General features: G+C 70.3%; 17 protein-coding genes. 12 read left to right on the forward strand and 5 right to left on the reverse strand.

Annotated elements, in window-relative coordinates; all coding sequences use genetic code 11:
• Window positions 1–35 precede the first annotated feature (35 nt).
• Window positions 36–422: a MauE/DoxX family redox-associated membrane protein gene (locus ACLJRM_RS13785; RefSeq protein WP_101612540.1), complete on the reverse strand. Its 387-nt coding sequence runs from the start codon at window positions 420–422 to the stop codon at window positions 36–38.
• A gap of 88 nt (window positions 423–510) precedes the next feature.
• Here ACLJRM_RS13785 and ACLJRM_RS13790 point away from each other — a divergent pair, with 88 nt between their 5' ends.
• Window positions 511–1,587 (forward strand): potassium channel family protein, encoded by a 1,077-nt coding sequence (locus ACLJRM_RS13790; protein WP_101612541.1) that lies wholly within the window; start codon window positions 511–513, stop codon window positions 1,585–1,587.
• Window positions 1,588–1,769: 182 nt separating this feature from the next.
• Entirely contained in the window at window positions 1,770–2,177 is a 408-nt protein-coding gene (locus tag ACLJRM_RS13795) for a hypothetical protein (protein WP_101612542.1), read from the forward strand.
• 873 nt (window positions 2,178–3,050) lie between these two features.
• On the opposite strand, the gene ACLJRM_RS13800 is transcribed toward ACLJRM_RS13795, so the two are convergent.
• Window positions 3,051–4,136, reverse strand: a complete 1,086-nt coding sequence (locus tag ACLJRM_RS13800) for a neutral zinc metallopeptidase (RefSeq protein ID WP_233223102.1) — start codon at window positions 4,134–4,136, stop codon at window positions 3,051–3,053.
• 217 nt (window positions 4,137–4,353) lie between these two features.
• Here ACLJRM_RS13800 and ACLJRM_RS13805 point away from each other — a divergent pair, with 217 nt between their 5' ends.
• The 7 genes from ACLJRM_RS13805 to ACLJRM_RS13835 all read left to right on the forward strand — a co-directional run bounded on the left by ACLJRM_RS13805 (window position 4,354) and on the right by ACLJRM_RS13835 (window position 11,159).
• Window positions 4,354–5,457, forward strand: coding sequence for a hypothetical protein (locus ACLJRM_RS13805; RefSeq protein ID WP_101612543.1), 1,104 nt, complete (start codon window positions 4,354–4,356; stop codon window positions 5,455–5,457).
• On the forward strand, window positions 5,451–6,092 hold the full coding sequence (locus tag ACLJRM_RS13810) for a DUF4129 domain-containing protein (protein WP_410663144.1): 642 nt from the start codon (window positions 5,451–5,453) through the stop codon (window positions 6,090–6,092). The genes ACLJRM_RS13805 and ACLJRM_RS13810 overlap by 7 nt, the downstream gene beginning before the upstream one ends.
• Entirely contained in the window at window positions 6,089–7,213 is a 1,125-nt protein-coding gene (locus tag ACLJRM_RS13815; RefSeq protein WP_410663145.1) for a DUF4350 domain-containing protein, read from the forward strand. The genes ACLJRM_RS13810 and ACLJRM_RS13815 overlap by 4 nt, the downstream gene beginning before the upstream one ends.
• A complete protein-coding gene (locus ACLJRM_RS13820; protein ID WP_410663146.1) occupies window positions 7,210–8,199 on the forward strand; it encodes an AAA family ATPase in 990 nt (329 codons plus the stop codon). The genes ACLJRM_RS13815 and ACLJRM_RS13820 overlap by 4 nt, the downstream gene beginning before the upstream one ends.
• Window positions 8,199–9,485, forward strand: coding sequence for a DUF58 domain-containing protein (locus ACLJRM_RS13825; RefSeq protein WP_410663147.1), 1,287 nt, complete (start codon window positions 8,199–8,201; stop codon window positions 9,483–9,485). Before ACLJRM_RS13820 ends, ACLJRM_RS13825 begins: the two co-directional genes overlap by 1 nt.
• A gap of 58 nt (window positions 9,486–9,543) precedes the next feature.
• Window positions 9,544–10,290 carry a maleylpyruvate isomerase family mycothiol-dependent enzyme gene (locus ACLJRM_RS13830; protein WP_410663148.1) on the forward strand — a complete coding sequence of 249 codons (747 nt, stop codon included), beginning with the start codon at window positions 9,544–9,546 and terminating at the stop codon, window positions 10,288–10,290.
• An 86-nt stretch (window positions 10,291–10,376) separates the two neighbouring features.
• Complete coding sequence (locus ACLJRM_RS13835; protein WP_410663149.1) at window positions 10,377–11,159, forward strand: hypothetical protein; 783 nt, start codon at window positions 10,377–10,379, stop codon at window positions 11,157–11,159.
• A gap of 75 nt (window positions 11,160–11,234) precedes the next feature.
• Here ACLJRM_RS13835 and ACLJRM_RS13840 read toward each other — a convergent pair whose 3' ends face one another.
• Both ACLJRM_RS13840 and ACLJRM_RS13845 read right to left on the reverse strand, forming a co-directional pair.
• Window positions 11,235–12,308 carry a hypothetical protein gene (locus tag ACLJRM_RS13840; protein WP_101612550.1) on the reverse strand — a complete coding sequence of 358 codons (1,074 nt, stop codon included), beginning with the start codon at window positions 12,306–12,308 and terminating at the stop codon, window positions 11,235–11,237.
• Between the two features lie 17 nt (window positions 12,309–12,325).
• Window positions 12,326–13,333, reverse strand: coding sequence for a stage II sporulation protein M (locus ACLJRM_RS13845; RefSeq protein WP_410663150.1), 1,008 nt, complete (start codon window positions 13,331–13,333; stop codon window positions 12,326–12,328).
• Between the two features lie 61 nt (window positions 13,334–13,394).
• Here ACLJRM_RS13845 and ACLJRM_RS13850 point away from each other — a divergent pair, with 61 nt between their 5' ends.
• Entirely contained in the window at window positions 13,395–14,294 is a 900-nt protein-coding gene (locus tag ACLJRM_RS13850) for an RDD family protein (RefSeq protein WP_410663151.1), read from the forward strand.
• Between the two features lie 622 nt (window positions 14,295–14,916).
• Here the strand turns inward: ACLJRM_RS13850 and ACLJRM_RS13855 are convergent.
• Window positions 14,917–16,365 (reverse strand): neutral zinc metallopeptidase, encoded by a 1,449-nt coding sequence (locus ACLJRM_RS13855; protein ID WP_410663152.1) that lies wholly within the window; start codon window positions 16,363–16,365, stop codon window positions 14,917–14,919.
• A 99-nt stretch (window positions 16,366–16,464) separates the two neighbouring features.
• Here ACLJRM_RS13855 and ACLJRM_RS13860 point away from each other — a divergent pair, with 99 nt between their 5' ends.
• Window positions 16,465–18,234, forward strand: coding sequence for a DUF2207 family protein (locus tag ACLJRM_RS13860; RefSeq protein ID WP_410663191.1), 1,770 nt, complete (start codon window positions 16,465–16,467; stop codon window positions 18,232–18,234).
• A gap of 40 nt (window positions 18,235–18,274) precedes the next feature.
• The gene (locus tag ACLJRM_RS13865; protein ID WP_410663153.1) at window positions 18,275–19,912 is read left to right on the forward strand and encodes a DUF2207 family protein; all 1,638 of its coding nucleotides are present in this window, start codon (window positions 18,275–18,277) and stop codon (window positions 19,910–19,912) included.
• Window positions 19,913–19,917: the final 5 nt, after the last annotated feature.

Here is a 19,917-nt window from a genome sequence, read left to right on the forward strand (position 1 = left end):
AACTACCGCAACTAGAGGACGAAACGCGGCGGGGGTCAGGCGCGGTCGCGCACCTTCAGGGCCCAGGTCACGAGCGGGATCTGAAGCGGGACGCGGGCCCAGAAAGCCGCGCGCAAGGCCTTCGGGGCCTTCCGGCGGTCGGCGTCGGCGGCCATCTTCACGTTCCCCGGCAGGACCACCACGAACAGCAGCGCGGCCGCGAGCCCGCCGAGCCGGCGCGTCTTGGGAGCGGCGACCGCGGCGGCGACCCCCAGCTCGGCCACCCCGGAGCCGTAGGTCCACGCCCGAGGCGAACCCGGAAGCTGCTTCGGGATGATGGCGTCGAAGGGTTTCGGCTGGACGAAGTGCAGGACCCCGGCCGCGCCGAGCAGGCCGGCGAGGAAATATGCGGGCCGCTGAGACGGCTTGGAATCCGAAGACATGCCCTGAGCTTCGCATACCGAGCTGAACGCAAGGTTCGTCGGCTATCCTCCCGACCGTGAGTGACGCGGACCAGGCCGGAGCCTGTGCATGAGGGTTCTCAAGCGTTTCCCGGTCAGGCTGAGCGACCGCCCGGACCACGAGCTCGTCGGCGTCATCCGGATGCCGGAACTGACGGTCAGCCCGCTGCGGTCGATCCTGAAGCGGATCATCGGCGCGATGCTCGCCCTGCTGGCGACCGTGCTGATCGTCTACCTCGACAGGGACGGCTATCGCGACACCAACGGCGACGGACTCAGCTTCCTCGACAGCCTCTATTACGCGACCGTGTCGCTGTCGACCACCGGTTACGGCGACATCGCCCCGGCGACGTCGTCCGCACGGCTGGTGAACGTCCTGGTGATCACCCCGCTGCGGGTGCTGTTCCTCATCGTCCTGGTCGGTACCACACTCGAAGTGCTCACCGAGCGCTCTCGTCAGGCTTTCAAGATCCAAAAGTGGAGGACCAAGGTGCGTGACCACACGGTCGTCGTGGGATTCGGCACGAAGGGCCGGTCGGCGGTCAACGCGCTGCTCGGGGACGAGAACACCGAACCCGACCACATCGTCGTCGTCGACACCGACCAGCAGGCCCTCGAAGCGGCCACCTCGCTCGGTCTGGTGACCGTGCACGGCTCGGCCACCCGCGCCGACGTCCTGCGGGTCGCCGGCGTGCAGCGGGCCAAGGCCGTCGTCGTCGCCCCGAACCGGGACGACACCGCGGTGCTGGTCACGCTGACCGCGCGCGAACTGGCCCCGAAGGCGCACATCGTGGCGTCGGTGCGGGAAGCGGAGAACGTCCACCTGCTCAAGCAGTCGGGCGCGAACCAGGTCGTGGTGTCGAGCGAGACCGCCGGGCGCCTGCTCGGCATGGCGACGTCGACGCCGCTGGTGGTCGACATGGTCGAGGACCTGCTCACCCCCGAGTCCGGTCTCGCGATCGCCGAACGCCCGGTGGAACCGTCCGAAGAGGGCGGATCGCCGCGGCATCTGTCGGACATCGTGCTGGGTGTCGTCCGCGACGGCGTCCTGTACCGCGTGGACGCGCCGCAGGCGGACGCGATCGAGCCGGGCGACAAGCTGCTCTACATCCGGAAGGTGACCGCGGCGGAGACGATCGAGCGGTAGCGGGGGACCTTTGGTATCACCGTCCCCGGACAAGGGGGCTCCTGCTGTTCTGCCGCTGGCATCGCCCTTGCCCGGACGAGCGGGCTCGCTGTGTTTTGCCGCGAGGTTCTGGGAGCATGGCGATTGTGCGCAACCGATCGGACCCCGCCAGAGGGCTCACCCCGGGGTGGAACTCCCTGGCCGTGGCGGCCGGTGCCGGCCTGCTGGTGATCTTCCTGGCCTGGTTCGCCGGGCCGGGGTTGTTCGGCATCACGAGTGACGCCCAGGGCACGACCGTGCAGGCGGAGGTCGTCCAGCCCGCGCCCTGTGCGGGCGGCGGCGCGACCGAGACCGTCAAGTTCGAATTCGGTGGCAAGCCGATGGAGGCTTCGCTCAACGGCTGCGGGCACGGCAAGGGGGAGCGGCTCGAGGTCGTCGTCCCCGCCGGTGCTTCGGGGGACGCGGTCTCGGTGCACGCGGCCGACGCGGCGGCGGGAGCCAGCGACGCGCGGCGGCCGCTCGGGCTGGCCCTGCTGGTGTTCAGCTGCTTCGCCGGCGGGATGTACGTCTTCCTCGTCCTGCGAGGGCCGCGTCGGCTGGCGACGGCCTGACACGAGCCTCGTGAGTGGTAAGGACGGTTAGAACCAAAAGGGTCTTAGGTACCTGCTGGTTGTGGCTGGAGGTGGTCGCAGGTCCGTGAAGGCCTCCTTGCCTACCCTGAAGGCAGTGAAGGAGGCCTTCACCCCTTTCCCAAGTACATGAAGGCCCCCTTCCTGTACCTAGGCGCAAGGAAGGGGGCCTTCATGTACTGCGGGGGCGAGCCAGGGCGGCGGTGGCGTGGTGGGTCGAGTCTCGTGAGTGGCAAGGGCGGTTAGAGCGGACCGGTGTTTGCCTACCTATGCGTGACGACCAGGGCGAAGGTGTAGTGCGGTAGTCGAGGGGGTCGGTCCGGTCTTGGTACTTGATCGACGGAGGATCGGGGACACCATCCTCCACACTCGGTGGGGGTGGCGGCTCAGGCGTGTGCCGGGTGTTGACGATGAAGGAATGGGGACGTTGAGTGTCCCGATTCCTTCATCGTCGACGGGGGTCGGAGTGGTCTCGGGGCTTGATCGACGGAGGATCGGGGACACTCAACGTCCCCGATCCTCCGTCGATCAAGACCGTGCCACCCCCGCAACCTCGCGGACGGCAGCCGAGCGGGGAAGATTTGGGACGTTGAACGTCCCGAATCCTCCCCGCTCGCCCACATCGGCAACCAGAACAAGCCCACCGAGATGACATCGGGATCCAGTGGGTAGGCAAACGCGGGTCCGCCAGAACCGCCCTTACCACTCACGAGGCTGGTGACCAGCCGGACCGGGCAAGCCGGAATCGCCCACGGCCCCGTATCCGTCGGCGAGCGGCGCCCACAGCACCAAGTACGTGAAGGCCCCCTTCACTGCGCCTAACGCAATGAAGGGGGCCTTCACGTACTTGAGTGGCTAGGAAACGGCGCTCGCCGGGGCCGAGAAGGTGTTGCAGTCGGCGACCCGGTTGTTGCTCGCGCCCGCCCGCCACCAGGACGCGTAATGCGCGTTCGTCCCGTGGTCCTGGCTGCGTGAGGTGTTGTCGCCCCGGGTCTCCTGGTCGTTCCAGGCCTTGTTGTACATGTCCCGGCTGACCGTGCCGCCCTGGTCGACGTGCGCGCCGAGGAACATCCCGGAGAAGCACTGCGCCTGCAGTTCCTTGCGCCGTGACATCTCCAGCCCGGACGGGCTGTTCTGGCCTGCTTCGTAGATCTTCTGCCAGGCCGCGTCCATCAGCCCGGCGACCTCCTGCACGTGGTGCCCGTACTCGTGCGCGAAAAGGGCGAGGTAGACGCCGGGGTTGTTGCCGTACTGGTCGGTCTGCAGACCCCGGAACGGCACGTAGAGGTTGTTCTCGCAGTAGTACGCCGCCGTCGCGATGCCCACCTGGATCGTGCCGCATTCGGTTTCGAAGCTGGCGCCGGTCGGGAAGTGCAGGGCGGGCGGGGTGAACGGCAGGCGGTAGGCCTCGAGGAACGGGCCCCACGAGTTGTCGAGGCATTTGCCCGCGGCGGTGAAGAACGCCTCGGCGGCCTGTTGGCTGCTCTGCCACTGCGGCAGCGCGCAGACGCGGTTCTGCAGGCCGGCGTTGGGATCCTGGAGGATCGGGTGGTCGCCGAGCTTGAGGATCTTCTGCGGCCCGCTCGACGACGACGGCGCCCTGGTCGGCGACGTCGGGAACGGGTTCGACGAGGACGAGGGGGACGACGACCCGCTCGGCGGCAGGGCCGCCGGGGAAGTCGGGTTCGGGAGGGTCGAATAGCCCGCGTTCGCGACGGGATCCTTGTCGTCACGATTGAGTGAAACGATCGCGACCAGGCCGAGGACCAGCACGGCGACCGCGCCGAGGCAGATACCGACGATCGCGCCCGTCGACCGGCGCGGAGGCGGCGGCGGGAACTGGTGCGGCGCACCGTGCCACTGGGCTGGGGGTGGGCCGTGCACCGGCGGTGGCTGGACGGCGCCGCGTGGCGGCCACTGGCCGTGGGGCGGTTGCGTCATCAAGTCGGTCCCGGTGGTTCTAGGGGCGGACCGGGGGTGCCCGGCCCGATGTTCAGCATAACGAGCTAACGGCTTCTCCTCCCACAGCTCGGCTGCAGAGGGTATCCAGCGTGAGGCGAGTGGTCACCCATCAGTGTCGTCACCCCAGCTCTGGCTGGGTGTCGGACCCTCTGGAAGAGTGTGCGTAAGCAACGCGAAACGGGTAAGGGGCTGTCGCATGACGGAGACCGGCGGACCGTCCGGGCCGGAAGGTACCGAGACGCCGAAGCCGCAGGCGGACGCACCGACGCCGCCGCAGGGTGAAGTGCGGCCGCCATCGGCGCCGGAGCAGCAATGGCAGTCCCCGTCCGGGGTGACGCCGCCGCCTCCGCTGCCGTCCTATCAGCCGCCGCCGCAGCAGCAGGTTCCGGACTGGAAGGTCGGCCTCGGCAGGCCCGGGGTCATCCCGCTGCGCCCGCTGAACCTGACCGACATCCTCGACGGCGCGGTCACGGCCATGCGGAAGTACTGGCGGATGGTCTTCGGCGCCGCGGCGATCACCGCCGTGCTCACCGCGGCCATCAACCTGGTCGGGCTGCTGCTGATCGACACCACCAGCGACCTCGAACAGGTCCGCGATCTCGGTCCGGCGGCCACCGATCAGGAACTGCTGAACCAGATGCTCGGCCTGCTCGGCGGGACACTGGCGACGTCGTTCATCGGCCTCATCGCGACCCTGCTCGGGACGACGCTGCTCACCGGCTTCCTGACCGTCCTGATGGGCAAGGCCGTGCTGGGCAAGCCGGTCACCTTCAAGGAGGCGCTGAAAGAGGCGACGCCCCGGCTGCTGCCGCTGCTCGGGCTGACCGTGCTCTACACGCTGGCGATCATGGTCGCCGCGATCTTCTGCCTCCTGCCTGCGATCATCCCCTACACCTTCTGGGCGCTGGCCAGCCCGGCGTTCATCCTCGAACGCGGCACGGTGATGGAGTCGTTCCGCCGGTCGGTGAAGCTGGTCTCGGGCATGTTCTGGCGGGTCTTCGGGATCCTGCTGCTGGCCACCGTGATCGCGTCGTTCCTGGCGTCGATCATCACGCTGCCGTTCAGCTTCGGCGCCTTCATGTCGATCTTCGGCAACCTGAACGAGATGTACGTTCCGTCGACCGGTGACCTGATCCTGCAGTCGGTGGGCACGGTGATCTCGCAGACGATCGTCGGCCCGTTCACCGCGCTGGTGACCGTGATCCTCTACATCGACCAGCGGATGCGCCGCGAAGGCATGGACATCGAACTGGCCCGCGCCGCCGGGATCACGCCGCCGCCCCCGCCTCAGGCATGGTGACGCGCTTCCTCACCGACGTCCCGGTCGACATCGACCGGGACACCGCCCGGCTGCGCGCGGCCGAGGAGCTCTCGGGCCAGGCGTATCAGAACGCGAAACCGAGTTGGCTGTCCGAGGCGTTCAGCTGGGTGCTCGAAAAGCTGCTGGGCTTCCTCGACGCCGTCGACACCGCCGTGCCCGGTGGGATCTTCGCCGTGGTGCTGCTCGTCGTGGTCCTGATCGTGCTGGTCGTGGTGATCCGGCTGCGGTCCGGCCCGCTGGCGACGTCGGCCAGGGGCGGCCGGGCCGTGTTCGCCGGGCAGCGCAAGGCGTCCGGCGAACATCGCAGGGCGGCGGGGGAGGCCGCGTCGAGGGGCGACTTCGACGACGCCGTCCGTGAGATGTTCCGTGCCGTGGTGCGGTCCTTGGAGGAACGGGCGCTGCTGGACGAGAAGTCGGGCCGGACGGCCGACGAGGCCGCCGACGAAGCCGGACGGATGCTCCCGGACGTCGCCGTTCCGCTGCGCGCCGGTGCCCGGTTGTTCGATGACGTCCACTACGGAGGGATCCCGGCCAGCGAGGCCGGCTACCGCTCACTGTCCGAATTGGACGAACGCTGCCGCCGTACCCGGCCCGTCGCGCTGGTGGCCGGATGACCTCGGTTTCGCCCGACGCCCGCCGGATCTGGCATGGGGTGCGGCTCCCGCTCGCGGTCGTCCTCCTGCTCGTGCTCACCGGAACGCTGCTCGTCCTCTTCCAAGGCGAGCAGACCACCGGCGCGCTCGAGCCGGATTCGTACGAGCCCGGCGGCAGCCGCGCGCTGGCGACCCTGCTGGAACGCGAAGGCGTCGAGATCATCACGGTGCGCACGGCGGCCGAGGCCGACGACGTCGCGGGGAAGGCGACCGTCCTGATCACCCAGCCCGCCTACGTCCCCAAGCGCACGTTCACCGAACTCCGGCGCATCGCTTCCGATGTCGTCCTGGTGCAGCCGAGCCCCGGGACGGTCGACGAAGTCCTTCCCGGTGTGCGGGTGGCGGGTGAGCTCGAAACCGAGACTCGCCGGCCCGACTGCCAGGCGAAGGACCCCGTCGCGGCGGGGAGCGCGACGATGGGTGGCCTGAAGTATTCGGCCACACAGCCGAGGGCGGTGGAATGCTACGGCGGTTCGTACCTGGAAGTGCCCGGTCCACAAGGGACGGTGAGCGTCCTCGGCGCCCCCGCACCGCTGACCAACGAGTGGCTGGCGAACGAGGGCAACGCGGCCTTGGCGATGCGGCTGCTCGGGAAGAACGATCGGCTCGTCTGGTACCTGCCGACACCGGCCGATCCCTTCCTGGAGAACGAGAAGAAGCCGCTGTCCGAACTGATCCCGGCGGGCTGGTCGTACGCGGCGCTGCAGGCCGGGGTCGCGGTGGTGCTGCTGGCGTTGTGGCGCTCCAGGCGGCTGGGGCCGGTGGTGACCGAGCCGATCCCGGTCGTGGTGCGCGCGGCCGAGGCCACCGAGGGACGGGCGCGGTTGTATCGCAAGGCGAAGGCCGCCTCGCACGCCGGGGAAACCCTGCGTGAGGCGGCCCGCGCGCGGCTTCGGCCGTTGCTGGGGCTCACCCGCGACGCCGAACCCGCGGCACTGGTGGAATCCGTCGCCGTGCGGACCGGCCGGGCACCGGCCGAGATCGGCGCGCTGCTGTACGGGGACCCGCCCGCCGACGACGCCGCGCTGGTGCGGCTGGCGGACGGACTCGATGTCGTGGAACGAGAGGTGGAGCGGTCTTGAGTACCGAACAGTCCGATGTGGACACAGGGGACGCCGCGGCCGAAGCGCGGGCGGCGCTGATCGCCCTGCGTGCCGAGGTCGGAAAGGCCGTGGTGGGCAACGACGCGGCCGTCACCGGGCTCATCATCGCGTTGCTGTGCCGGGGACACGTACTGCTCGAAGGCGTTCCGGGCGTGGCGAAGACGTTGCTGGTGCGGGCACTGGCAGCGGCGCTGGACCTGCAGACGACCCGGGTGCAGTTCACCCCGGACCTCATGCCGGGCGACATCACCGGCTCCATCGTCTACGACGCGCACAGCGGCGAGTTCTCCTTCCGCGAGGGCCCGGTCTTCACGAACCTGTTGCTGGCGGACGAGATCAACCGCACTCCGCCGAAGACGCAGTCTTCGCTGCTCGAAGCGATGGAGGAGCGTCAGGTCTCCAGCGACGGCAAGACGCGGCCGCTGCCCGACCCGTTCATCGTCATCGCGACGCAGAACCCGGTCGAATACGAGGGCACGTACCCGTTGCCCGAGGCGCAGCTGGACCGGTTCCTGCTCAAGCTGACCATGCCGACACCGTCCCGCGAGGACGAATTCGGCATCCTTTCCCGGCACGCGCAGGGTTTCGACCCGCGCAACCTGGCCGCGGCCGGGATCAAACCGGTCGCCGGGGCCACCGAACTCGACGCGGCGAGGCGTGCGGTCGCCGGGGTCACCGTGCGCCCCGAGGTGCTCGCCTACATCGTCGACGTCTGCCGCGCGACGCGGTCGCTGCCGTCCGTGCGCCTCGGTGTTTCCCCGCGCGGAGCGACGGCCCTGCTGGCCGCGACGCGGGCGTGGGCGTGGCTCGCGGGCCGCGACTACGCCACCCCGGACGACGTCAAAGCCTTGGCACGGCCGTCTTTGCGGCACCGGCTCGATCTGCGGCCCGAAGCCGAACTCGAAGGCGCGACCGCGGACGGTGTGCTGGACCGCGTCCTCGCGTCCGTGCCCGTTCCACGCTGATGGCCGTCACCGGGCGGCTCGGGCTCCTGGCGCTTCTCGCGGCGCCGGTGGTCGGTCTCCTGCTGCCCTCGTGGGCCGGGATCGGGCTGGCCGCGGCGGTCCTGTTCCTTTTGGTGGTACTGGATCTCTTGCTCGCCGGGAGCGTGCGGAAGCTGCATTTCGCGCGGTCCGGCGCGACGTCCGTGCGGCTGGGAGAGGCCTGCGAGGTCACGCTGACCGTGGCCAATCCCGGCGGCCGCGCGGTGCGCGCCCGGCTCCGGGACGCCTGGCCGCCCAGCGCGGGCGCGGACGACCGGCACCGTTTTTCCCTGCCCGCCGGCGAACGCCGCGTCGTGACCACTCCGCTCCAGCCGACCCGGCGCGGTGACCGCCGGGCGGCCAGGGTCACCGTCCGGTCGACCGGGCCGCTGGGCCTCGCGGCGCGGCAGGGTTCGCACGAGGTGCCGTGGACCGTGCGGGTGCTGCCGCCGTTCCACAGCCGCAAGCATCTGCCGTCGCGGCTGGCGCGGCTGCAGCAGCTCGACGGCCGCAACGCGGTGCTGATCCGGGGCCAGGGCACGGAATTCGACTCCCTGCGCGAGTACGTGATCGGCGACGACGTCCGGTCGATCGACTGGCGGGCCTCGGCACGCGCGTCCGACGTGATGGTGCGGACCTGGCGCCCCGAACGCGACCGGCACGTGGTGCTGGTCCTCGACACCGGCCGTGTTTCGGCGGGCCGGGTCGGCGACGCGCCGCGACTCGACGCGGCGATGGACGCGGCCCTGCTGCTGGCCGTGCTCGCCGCGCGGGCGGGCGACCGCGTCGACCTCCTCGCCTACGACCGTCAGGTCCGCGCGGCCGTCCAGGGATCGACGGATCTGTTGCCCGCCTTGGTGAACGCGATGGCGCCGCTCGAACCGTCGCTGATCGAGACCGACGCGCGGGGAATGGTCGCGGAGGTGCTTCGGCGGACCCGGCGGCGCGCGCTGGTCGTCCTGCTGACCGGGCTGGACGCGGCGCCGCTGGAAGAAGGCCTGTTCCCGATCCTGTCGAAACTGACCTCGCGGCATCAGCTCATGATCGCTTCGGTGGCCGATCCCCGGGTCGCCGAGATGGCGGCGGGCCGCGGCGACGCGGAAGCCGTCTACGACGCGGCCGCGGCCGAGCGGGTGCTGGCCGAACGCCGCCAGGTCACCGCGCGGCTGGCGCGGCACGGGGTCGAGGTCGTCGACGCCGTGCCCGAGGACCTGCCGCCGAGGCTGGCCGATCGGTATCTCGCGCTCAAGGCGGCCGGACGGCTGTGATGTCGAGGGCCGCGAACCGGCTCCGACTCCCTGGTGAACCGATCACCAGGAGGAACAGATGGATTTCGACCGGCACTGCGCGGAGATCGTCACCCAGGCCGAACTGCTCGCGACCGAACTGGCGGACGCCGAGCTGACCACGCCCGTGCCGTCCTGTCCCGGTTGGACGTTGGGCGCGCTGGTGCGTCATCTCGGCGGTGGGCACCGGTGGGCGGCGGAGATCGTCCGGACCCGGGCGACGGCGCCGGTGCCCGACGACCAGGTGCGCCAGGTGGACGGCGACGATTCCGGTCCGCTGCCCGGGGCTTGGCTGGTGGAAGGTGCTTCGCTGCTGGCGTCGGCGCTGCGGGAAGCGGGGCCGGACGCCGAGGTCTGGGTGCCGTTCCACTACCGGACGGCGTCGTTCTACGCGCGCCGGTTCACGCACGAGACGCTGGTCCACCGCGCGGACGCGACCCTCGCCGCGGGACTCGGCTTCCACGCCGGGCCCGAGGTCGTGCTCGACGCCATCGACGAGTGGATGGAACTCGAGGCGCTGCCGGAGCACTTCGAGTTCCGGCCGGAGAAGCGGGAGATCCTCGGTGACGGCCGATCGGTGGGCTTCGAGGCGGGAGAGCACGCGTGGTTCGTCGATCTCGGCGGCTCCGCGGTCACTTGGGAGCGGGGTCGCCGCGGGGCGGCGGCAACCGTCCGCGGAGCGCTAACGGATCTGCTGCTGGTGCTCTACCAGCGCAAAGACGCCCAAGACGTCGTCGGTGACCCTGCCTGGTTCAAGTCGTGGCAGACCCACGTGCGGTTCGGCTGAACCCGATGGGGTGGTGCCGGTTGGCGGCGGGTGTCGCGGGCGGTTAGCTCGGAAGGAGATCCAGACCGACAGGATTGGGGTCCGGCTTGCGCAAGGTCGTGCTGTTCTTCGCGTTGCTCCTGATGGCGCTGCTCGTGTCACCCGCTTCCGCGCAACCCGCCGGGGCCCCGGTCTACCTCGCCGACGGGGGCGGGAACGTGTCCCTGGCCGTGGCCGACGGCAAGCCCGCCCTCGCCGACGCGAAGGCCGCCGGTGCGCTGTGGGTGTACGACAAGGCCGCGCTTTCGTACAAACACGTCGCGAGTGGACAGTGCTTGGCGGCGATCAGCCCGGTGGACGGGATCGGCGTCAAACTCGTGGCGTGCGACGGAAAGGACCGCTACCAGCAGTGGCGCCGCAACGCCGGGCTGCCCGGGCTGGTGCTGCTGGCGAACGTCGCGACCGCGCGCTGCCTGACGGCCGAGTCGCCGACCGCCGGGGCACGGCTCTACCAGGAGGTCTGCTCGCTTCCCGGGCTGTCCAACGCCTGGGCCGCCGGGGTGCGGACGCTCGCGATCCTCTCCGGCAACGGGCAACGGCTGTCCTCGAAGACGCCGGGGCAGCCGTTCGTGGTGCGCGTGATCGGGGAGAACGGCCAGCCCGCGGCCGACGTGCCGGTGAACTTCTTCGTGCGCGCGGCGCGGCCGAAGAACGTGCTGGTCTTCGAAGGCGGCGCCGAGACCGCGACGGCGAAGACCGGCGTCGACGGTTCGGCGACGAGCCCGAAGATCGTCCTGACCGAACCCGGCGAGTTCGAGATCCGGTTCGCGGGCAGCGCGAGCCTGGAGGACGGGAACAGCATCGCTTTCGAGGGCAGCTGTAGCTGCTGAAGGGGCCCTTCCCCGCATCTCACGCGGCGAAGGGCGCTTTCCCCGCATCGCATGCGGGGAAAGGCCCCTTCAGCTCTACGCGACCAAAGCGAAACTGGAGTAGTACTCGCCCGCGGGGTCTCGCGTGCCGCTCCGGTCGGGGCTGACCTCGGCGCCGACCCAGCCCTGGAACGCGCCCGCGTCGTCGATCACCTGCAGCAGCGGGCGGACGTGGCTGTTGCCGAGGTAGCAACCGTTGTAGGACAGGCATTCGCACCAGAACTCGTAGCTGTTGCGCCGTCCGCCGAAGGCGTCGCTCAGGTAGTAGAACCGCCTGTCACCGGTGTCGATGATCTTCTGCGCGCACGCCGCGTGGCCGGGGCCGGCCGGGCAGCAGGAGGACGGGTCGCAGCCGGAGTTGTACTGCACGTAGCCGAGGCACGAGCTGTCGTCACACTTGTTCCACGCCGGACCGACACCGAGGGCGCCGCTGCCGCCGCGGGTCCAGTTGGTGATCGCGCGGCGGTTCACCGCCTGCCCTTCGAGCAGGTACGACCGCTGGGTCGCGCGGACCGTGCTCATCGGCGCCTTGCTGGTCTGCGCCAGGGAGGCGTTGCTGCCGTAGGCGATCCCGCTGGTGATCGAGTAGCTGTCGCTGACCAGCTGCATCCGGCCGAGGCCCGGCCGCGTCTCCGAAGCCGCCCAGGTCTCCTTGAGGTTCACCGGGGAGGTGGTGCCGTCGACGGTGCTGCTGGTCCAGGTGATGCCCACCTGCCCGGAGTTCTCGGTGTAGGTGCCGGTGAAGTGGCCGTTCGGCTCACCGGTGAAACCGGGCGCCGTCTTGATCGGACAGTTGTTGCGGGGATTGGTCCCCCCGGTCCACTCGCCGCAGTAGTAGACGTCGCCGCTGTTGACCGGGGCGGGGAAGTCCGCCTGGTTCCAGGTCCAGAAGTTGTGCGCGACGGTGTTGTCGGCGGGGTTGAAGACGAGATAGCCGAGCCGGACGTAGTTGCGGTCGGCGTCGGTGCGGAATCCGCCGACGCTCACCACCCAGTTCGTTTTGCCCGCGGGCGCGGCCGCGGTTCGGGCCTGGGACGCGCCGACGAGGAGCGTCGAGGCGAGAATGGACAGGACGACTATCGCGAATACGCGTAAACGTTTTCTCCCCATGGGAGGAGCTAACCAGGTCAGCCCGCTTCCGGTCGAGAATCTCCAGCGTATCGCCAGTCGACATCACCCACTTCGCCCGCTTTCGCGGCCCGGCGCCCCACGACGAACACGTAGAGTAGGAACGCGACCTCGGCGATTACTCCAATGCCGATCCTCGCCCAGGTCGGCAGGCCCGAAGGCGTCACGAAACCCTCGATCACGCCGGAGACAAACAGCACCGCTGTCAGCCCCAGCGCCATCACCACGACCGATCGGCCCTGTTCGCCGAGCGCCGCCGTCCGGGAGCGGCGTCCCGGGTCGATGACCGTCCAGCCGAGCTTCAGCCCCGTCCCCGCCGCGACGAACACCGCGGTCAGCTCCAGCAGGCCGTGCGGCAGGATCAGGCCGAAGAACACGTCGAGCCGTCCGGCCGACGACATCAGCGCGGCGCCGATCGCGAGATTCAGCGAGTTCACCCAGAGCGCGTAGATCACCGGGACACCCAGCACGACGCCGAGGAACAGGCACGTCGCGGCCACCCACGCGTTGTTGGTCCAGACTCGCGCGGCGAACGAACCCGCCGGATCGGACGAGTAGTACGTCTCGTACTTGCCGCCCGGCGCGGTCAGGTCCTTGAACTCCTCGGGCGAGGCCAGCGACGCGAGCACCTGCGGGTCACCGGCGATCCACACCGCCGCGATCGCCATCACCGCGATCGACGCCGCGGCCGACGCCAGCCACCAGCGCCTGCTCAGGTACAGCGCGGCGGGGAACCGCTGGGTGAAGAACAGCCCGACCTCGCGCCACGCGGGACTGTGCGAACCGGTGACGGCCGACCGGGCCTTCGCGACCAGGCCGGACAGATGCGCGACGAGCACGGGATCGGGCGCGACCGAGCGGATGATCGAAAGATGCGTCGCGACGCGCTGGTACAGCGTCACCAGCTCGTCGGCGTCCGGGCCGCTGAGTTTCCCGGCGCGGCCGACGAGGTCACGCAGCCGGTTCCATTCGGCCTGGTGCGCGGCGACGAACACGTCCACGTCCAACTCGGAGCCCTCCCGGCGATCGTCTTTGGTCGCCCAGCCTATTCGTCACTACGCTTGCCGGGTGGAACAAGAGTCCGAACTAGTCACCGGCGAGGCCGTCGTCCTGGACGTGCGAGCCGCGAAGCTGGCCAGCCGCGGGCTCGCCATGATCGTCGACGTCACCATCCAGCTGATCGCGCTGTTCGTCGCGATGCTGGTGCTGAGCCAGGTCGCCGCGTTCGGCGACGAGGCGCTGGCGCTGGCGCTGTTCCTGGTGACGCTCGTGCTGATCATGGTCGGCTATCCGGTGATCTTCGAGACGCTGAGCCGCGGCCGCACCCTCGGGAAGATGGCGCTCGGCCTGCGGGTGGTCCGGACCGACGGCGGCCCGGTCCGGTTCCGGCACGCGCTGGTGCGCGGGCTCGCCGGGTTCTTCATCGACTTCTGGGCGCTGGGCCTGCTCGGCGCCGTGGCGGTGATCACGTCACTGCTGTCGCCCAACGGGCGCCGCGTCGGCGACTACCTCGCCGGCACCCTGGTGATCCGGGAACGCATGCCCGCCGCCCGGACGCCGTACGTCGGGATGCCGCCGCAGCTGGCGTACTGGGCCTCCCAACTGGACCTGACCCGGCTCCCGAACGAGCTCGCGCTGGCCGTCCGCCAGTACTTGAGCCGCACGAGCGAGCTACGCCCCGAAGCCGTCGAAGCCCTCGGACACGGGCTCGCGCAGCAGGTCGCGGCGACGATCGGGGCACCAGTGCCGCCGGGGGTCCCTGCTTGGGCGTACCTGTCGGCGGTGCTGGCCGAGCGTCGGCAGCGGGACCAGGCGAAGCTGCAGCCGCCGGTTCAGTACGGGCAGCCGCCGTACTATCCGCAGGCGGTCGCTCCCGCGCCGGTCACCCAGCCCGTGGCACAGCCGATCGCCCAGCCTGCCGCTCCTCCGGAGCCGGTGCCGGAGAACCCCTTCGCACCACCAGGCTGACGGCTCGTCGTGAGTGGTAAGGACGGTTCTCTTTGAGGAGAAGGGCGAACGTGGCGTGTGCGGGCGGGATGGGCGTTCACGCGTGATCGATCACGCGAGATCCGTTCCTGATCACGCGAGTCACGCCCTCGCTCACCTCGGGTTCAGCCACAACGACACCTTTGCCCTGCCCCGTCACCGATTCCGCCACCGTGAGGGGCGCACCAGCCTTTCCGGGGCGTCGCGAAAGCCGCTTTCGGGACATCAGACGTCCCGAAAGTGGCTTTCGCGACACGGCTGCTCGGCATCGGACACGGCGAAGGGCACCTTCATCCCCTCACCGGCCCCACCCACGAACACGCCACCTTTGACTCACCCCACAAGGACCGTTCGTACCACTCACGACCGATTTGATGTTGCGCGGTGAGCCGCATTCATGATCGAAGGTGTTCCAGGAACGAGTGACACGCAGGGTAGGCGGTAGCTCATGACCGGCCAGGTGGTTTCACCCGGGAACACGAACTTCAGGAGCGATTTGCTATCGCCCTTCGCGGTTACCGCAATGCTCGATGAAGATGTCGGCTGATTTTGCTCTGGCGAAGCGAGTGATCTGGTTCTGGCAGCAGGGCTGTACTTGCGCCCGTCAGGACACGTCGGACGAGTTCGCCGCCCACGTGTTGCACTGCGCTATCCGGTTCTTCTGCGCGCCGTGCTGCCACCACGAGATCGCGTGCGCGTCGGAGCCGTGGTCGCGCGGGCCGCCGTTGTGGTCGCCTCGGTCCTGAGATCCCCAAGCGTCCCGGTACATCGCCTGATCGACCGAGCCGCCGCGGCCCACCGTCGAGCCCAGGAACGTCCCGGACAGACATTGCGCCGAAAGTTCGTTCCGCCGCGACATCTCCAGGCCCGCCGCCGAGTCGGTGCCCGCGTCGTACCGTGCGTCCCAATAGGCCTCCGAGATACCGGAAAGCGCCTGGATGTGGTGCGCGTACTCATGGGCGAAGACCGCGAGGTAGACCCCGGGCCGGTTGCCGTACTGGGCGGGCTGAAGGCCTTCGTACGGCATGTACAGCGTCTCGTTCTGCGAGCAGTAGAACGCCGCCACCGTGCCGCCGCTGGCGTCACCGCACGGGCTCGACCAGTTCTTGCCGGACGGGTACTTCACGGTCGGCACCCGGAACGGCAGCTTCGTGTAGCTCATGACCTGCTGCCAAACACTGTCCAGGCAGGGCCGCGCGCTTTCGAAGAACGCCGACGACGCGTTCGGGTTGCTCGCCCAGCGCGAGAGGTTGCACGCCTGGTTCGGCAGGCCGACGTCGGAACTGAGCCACAGCGGGTTGTCCGCCAGCTTGTGATGCGGTTGCGGACCGGACGGCGCCCGGCTCGCCGAAGTCTCGCGGGTCGAGCCGGTCGACGTCTCGCGCGACGCCGTCGAATCGCGCGAGCGGGTGGCGGTCGTCGACGTCTCACGGGACGTTGTCGTCGTCGTGTAGTCCGAAGAGGACGTCGTCGGGCTCGTCGGATAGCTCGAGTACCCGGCGTCCGCGACGTGGCGTGAGCCGCCGTTCGCGATGGCGATCACCATGATCAGCCCGCCCATCACCGCCATCACGGCCACGATCGCGACGGCCGCGATCACCCCGCCGTTCGACTTCTTGGGCCGATATCCCCCGTAGGGCGCGAAAGCGGGCTGGGCGAAACGCGGGCCGTAGGGAAGTTGCGGCGGGCCGACGGCGCCGGGCTGGAACGGGACCGGTGCCCCGATCCGCGGCGGCGGCAGCGGGGCCGCGCCCGGTGGGGGCAGCGGTATCCCGCCGCTCGGCGGACCCGGCCGGTACGGCGGTGGGACCGGCGTCGGCCGCGATACCGGCGGCCGCTGACCCGTGCCCGGCTGTCCGGGTGGGACGGGGCGACCCGGCGGAACGGGGCCCGGCCGGTTCGGCGGCGGCATCGGCGGACCACCGCGCGGCGGCAGCGGGCGCGCGCCCGGCGGCGGCAGCGGGCGGCCGCCCTGCGGTGGCCGTGGCGGTGGAGTCGGTGGCGGAGTCGGCCGGCGCCGCGGGTCAGGCGGGCCGGGCGGCTGGTGGTTCATCGAGTGGATCCCCCATGCGGTCTGCAACGCCGTTCGCCCAGGTGGCGGATTCGGCGATTCGGCGGTCAGCATAGATCGGCTGCCCTAGAGTGTGTGGCTGTGTTGACGAAATGGGGGACGGCGGTCGTGGCCGTCGCGGCGAGCTCGGCCTTGATGGCCCCGCCGTCGGATTCGAATGTTCCGGAGGCGCCCGAAGCGGGCCCTTCGCTGACGAACGCGCCACAATTGCCGAAGCCGCCGCCACTGGGCGCGCGCGGCCAGCTCGGGCTGCTCCAGCCGCCGAGCGGCGCGTCTGCGAACGTCGCGGTGAAGGTGGAACGCGACGGTTCCGTGTCGATCACCGAGCAGGTGACCGTCCCGGGTGGACAGCATCTCGTCCGCCGGATCCCGTTGCGGGTTCCAGCGGGTGAAGAGCAGGACCGCGTCTACGGGGTCCGCGACGTCTCGGTGGAGGGCGCGGGCAAGGCCGAGTCGAACGGCGAGCAGCTGGTCGCCACCTTCGACGGCGGCGCCGCCACCCTCAAGTACAAAGTGGACGGAGCGGTCGCCGACGTCAACGGCGCGCAGCAGGTGCGCTGGCAGGTCGCGAGCGGCTGGGACGGCGAGCTGTCCCGCGTGTCCGCTTCGTTCAGCGCGCCGACGCGCGAAATGCCCACCGTGGACTGTTTCGCCGGGCCGCTCGGTTCGGACAGGCAGTGTTCGCTCGCGGAGACCGACCACAGCGGTGTCGTCCGCATCGAGCAGGACAAGCTCGCGGCGGGCGAACGGGTCGATCTCGCCGTCCAGCTCCCGGCGGGCACGGTGCCCGCGAACGCGCGGTTCGAGCAGCTCTCCTCGGTCGGCGGCGCGTTCGCCCTCACCACGCTCACCGGCATCGGTTTCGGGGCGCTGGCACTGTTCCTCCTGCTCGGCGCGCTGGCGATCCTGCTGCTGCGCCGCCGCGACAAGGGCGCGCTCACCGCGGGCACCGGCCCGGTCGACGTCCTCATGCGAGACGGCGACAGGGTCTCCTTCGCCTCTCCCGACGGCGTCCTGCCCGGCCAGGTCGGGACGGTCGTCGACGAGACTGTCGACGTCGTGGACGTCAGCGGCACGGTGGTCGACCTCGCGGTCCGCAACTACCTGTGGATCGCCGAGGTCCGCGGCGCGGGCACCGTCGATTGGCAGATCGTCCGGCGCAACGCGCCGGACGAGCACCTCGTCGCCTTCGAGCGCGAGATCTACACCGCGCTCCTGCCCGAGGGCACCGATTCCGTGCTGCTGTCGGAACTCCGCGGCCGCGGCACCGTCGATCTCCGCGTCGCGGGCGAGGCGATGTACGCCGACGTCGTGCGCAAGGGCTGGTTCTCCCGCCGTCCGGACAGGGGCAAGAGCAAGCTCACCTGGGCGGGTATCGGCCTGGTCGCGCTCGGCCTCGTGGGCACCGCGGTCCTGACGTTCACTGCCGGGCACGCGCTGCTCGGCGTCGCGGTCGCGCTCGCCGGGGTCGCCGCGCTGCTCGGCGCGTCGTGGGTGCCGCCGAGGACCTCACGCGGCAGGCGTCTGGTCGGCCAGGTGCGCGGGCTGCTCGAATACCTGCACACGGTCAAGGTCGACGGCATTCCCTTGGCGGACCGGGAAATGGTGTTCTCCCGGTCGCTGCCGTACGCGATCGTGCTCGGCGACGCCGAACACTGGCTCCGGACGTTCGAGGCGCTCGACCCGTCGGCGGACGGTTCGGCGGGGCTGTACTGGTTCGGCGGTCTCGAAGGCGATCGGGACCTGCGCCGGTTCGCCGCGCATCTGCCGTCGTTCCTGTCCGCTTTGGACGGACTCCTCGCCGAATCCGGGCACCTGCGCTCGATCCGCCCGGAACCGGTCCCCGCCTGACGTGAACTCCCGCGATTCGTCCTCTGGTTGCGGTCCTTGCATGCGCAACTACCGCACCAAGAGGACTGCTTGCGCCCTCCTGGTGGTGCTGGTGCTCCTGCTGGTGCTGGGCGCGGCACCGGCGGGAGCGCAGGGCGAACCGTCGCTGCCCGCGCTCCCCAACAGCGCGGAAATCTCGCTCAAGGTCGAACGCGACGGCGCACTCTCGGTCGTCGAGGCGGTGTCCGTGCCGAGCGAGGCGACGATGACCCGTCGCATCCCGCTCCGCACGGCCGCCCCGCGCGACCGCGACCGGATCATCGGCATCCGTGACGTCGTCATCGAAGGCGCGGGCAACTCCGAGCTGACCGACGACGAGTTCACCATCCGGCTCAAGGGCGGCACCTCGATCGTCCGGTACACAGTGGACGGTGCGGTCGCCGAAGCCGACGGCCTGGTGCGGGTCGGCTGGCAGGTCGCGGGCGGCTGGGACGGACGGCTCGAACTCGTGCGCGCGAGCTTCGCCGCGCCGTCCATCCCGAACGCGGTCACCTGTTTCGCCGGGCCCGAGGGCTCGCGGGCGCACTGCGGCGGCGCCCAGATCTCGCATTCCGGGCTGACCCGGTTCAACCAGCAGAACCTCGCGGCCGGGCAGCGGATGGAGATCTCGGTCGAGCTGCCCGCGGGCACCGTCCCGGCGAACGTGCGGCTGGAGCCGTCGAAGACCCTCGCGGGCGCGTTCGTGCTCACCGCTCCGGTGGGCTGGGCCTGGGGCGGTTTCGCGCTCGCCCTGGTCGCGGCCGCCGTGGCGCTGGCCCTGCTGCGGAGGCGGGACAAGCATCCGGGCGACGCTCTCCCGGTCCGGCTGCTCACCGGGAAGGACGACCAGGCCGCGTTCGCATCACCCGACGGGGTGCTGCCGGGACAGGCCGGGCTCGTCCTTTCGGGTCGTGCCGACGCCGTCGATCTCGCCGCGACGGTCGTCGACCTCGCGGTCCGGAACTACCTGTGGGTGAGCGAGGAGCCCGGCGAGCTGACCGGCTGGCGGCTCGTCCGCCGCAACCCGCCGGACGAGCAGCTGACCGCCTTCGAACGCGCGGTGTTCGACGTCCTGCTGCCGGACGGGCGGGAGTCGGTGCTGCTGTCGGAGATCCAAGCCGCCCGGATCGGGATCGAAACGGTGCGGGGCGCCTTGGCCGACAGCGTCGTCGAACGCGGCTGGTACTCGCGGCTGCCCGCCAAGCTCACCCGCGTCGGCCTGCGTGTCTGTTTCTACGGTTTGTTCCTCACCATCCTGCTGGCGCTGACGGTCGGATACGCCCAACTCGGGTTGATCGTCATCGCCGCGGGCGCCGTCATCGCCGTCGCGGCCCGATGGCTGCCGACGCGCACCGGCGCCGGAGTCACGCTGCACAGACGGCTGCTCGGCGTCCGAGACGCGCTGCTGACGACCAAACCGGCGGCCGTCCCGAAGCTCGAACGCGAGGTGCTCCTTTCCCGCGCGCTGCCCTACGCGCTCGCTCTCGGCGAACAAGAACAGTGGGTCGCCGGATTCGCCGCGCTCAAGGGCGGGCCCAAGATCTACTGGTACGGCAGGGAAGCCGCCGACGAGGGGGAGATCGCGCGGGTGAGCGACTTCACGGCCGCGGTGGTGGGAACCTTCGCCGCGACCCGCCAGGGTCGTCGCCTGGAGGCCTGACTAGC

The sequence above is a fragment of the Amycolatopsis sp. lyj-84 genome (assembly GCF_046549075.1).
Classification (GTDB): domain Bacteria; phylum Actinomycetota; class Actinomycetes; order Mycobacteriales; family Pseudonocardiaceae; genus Amycolatopsis.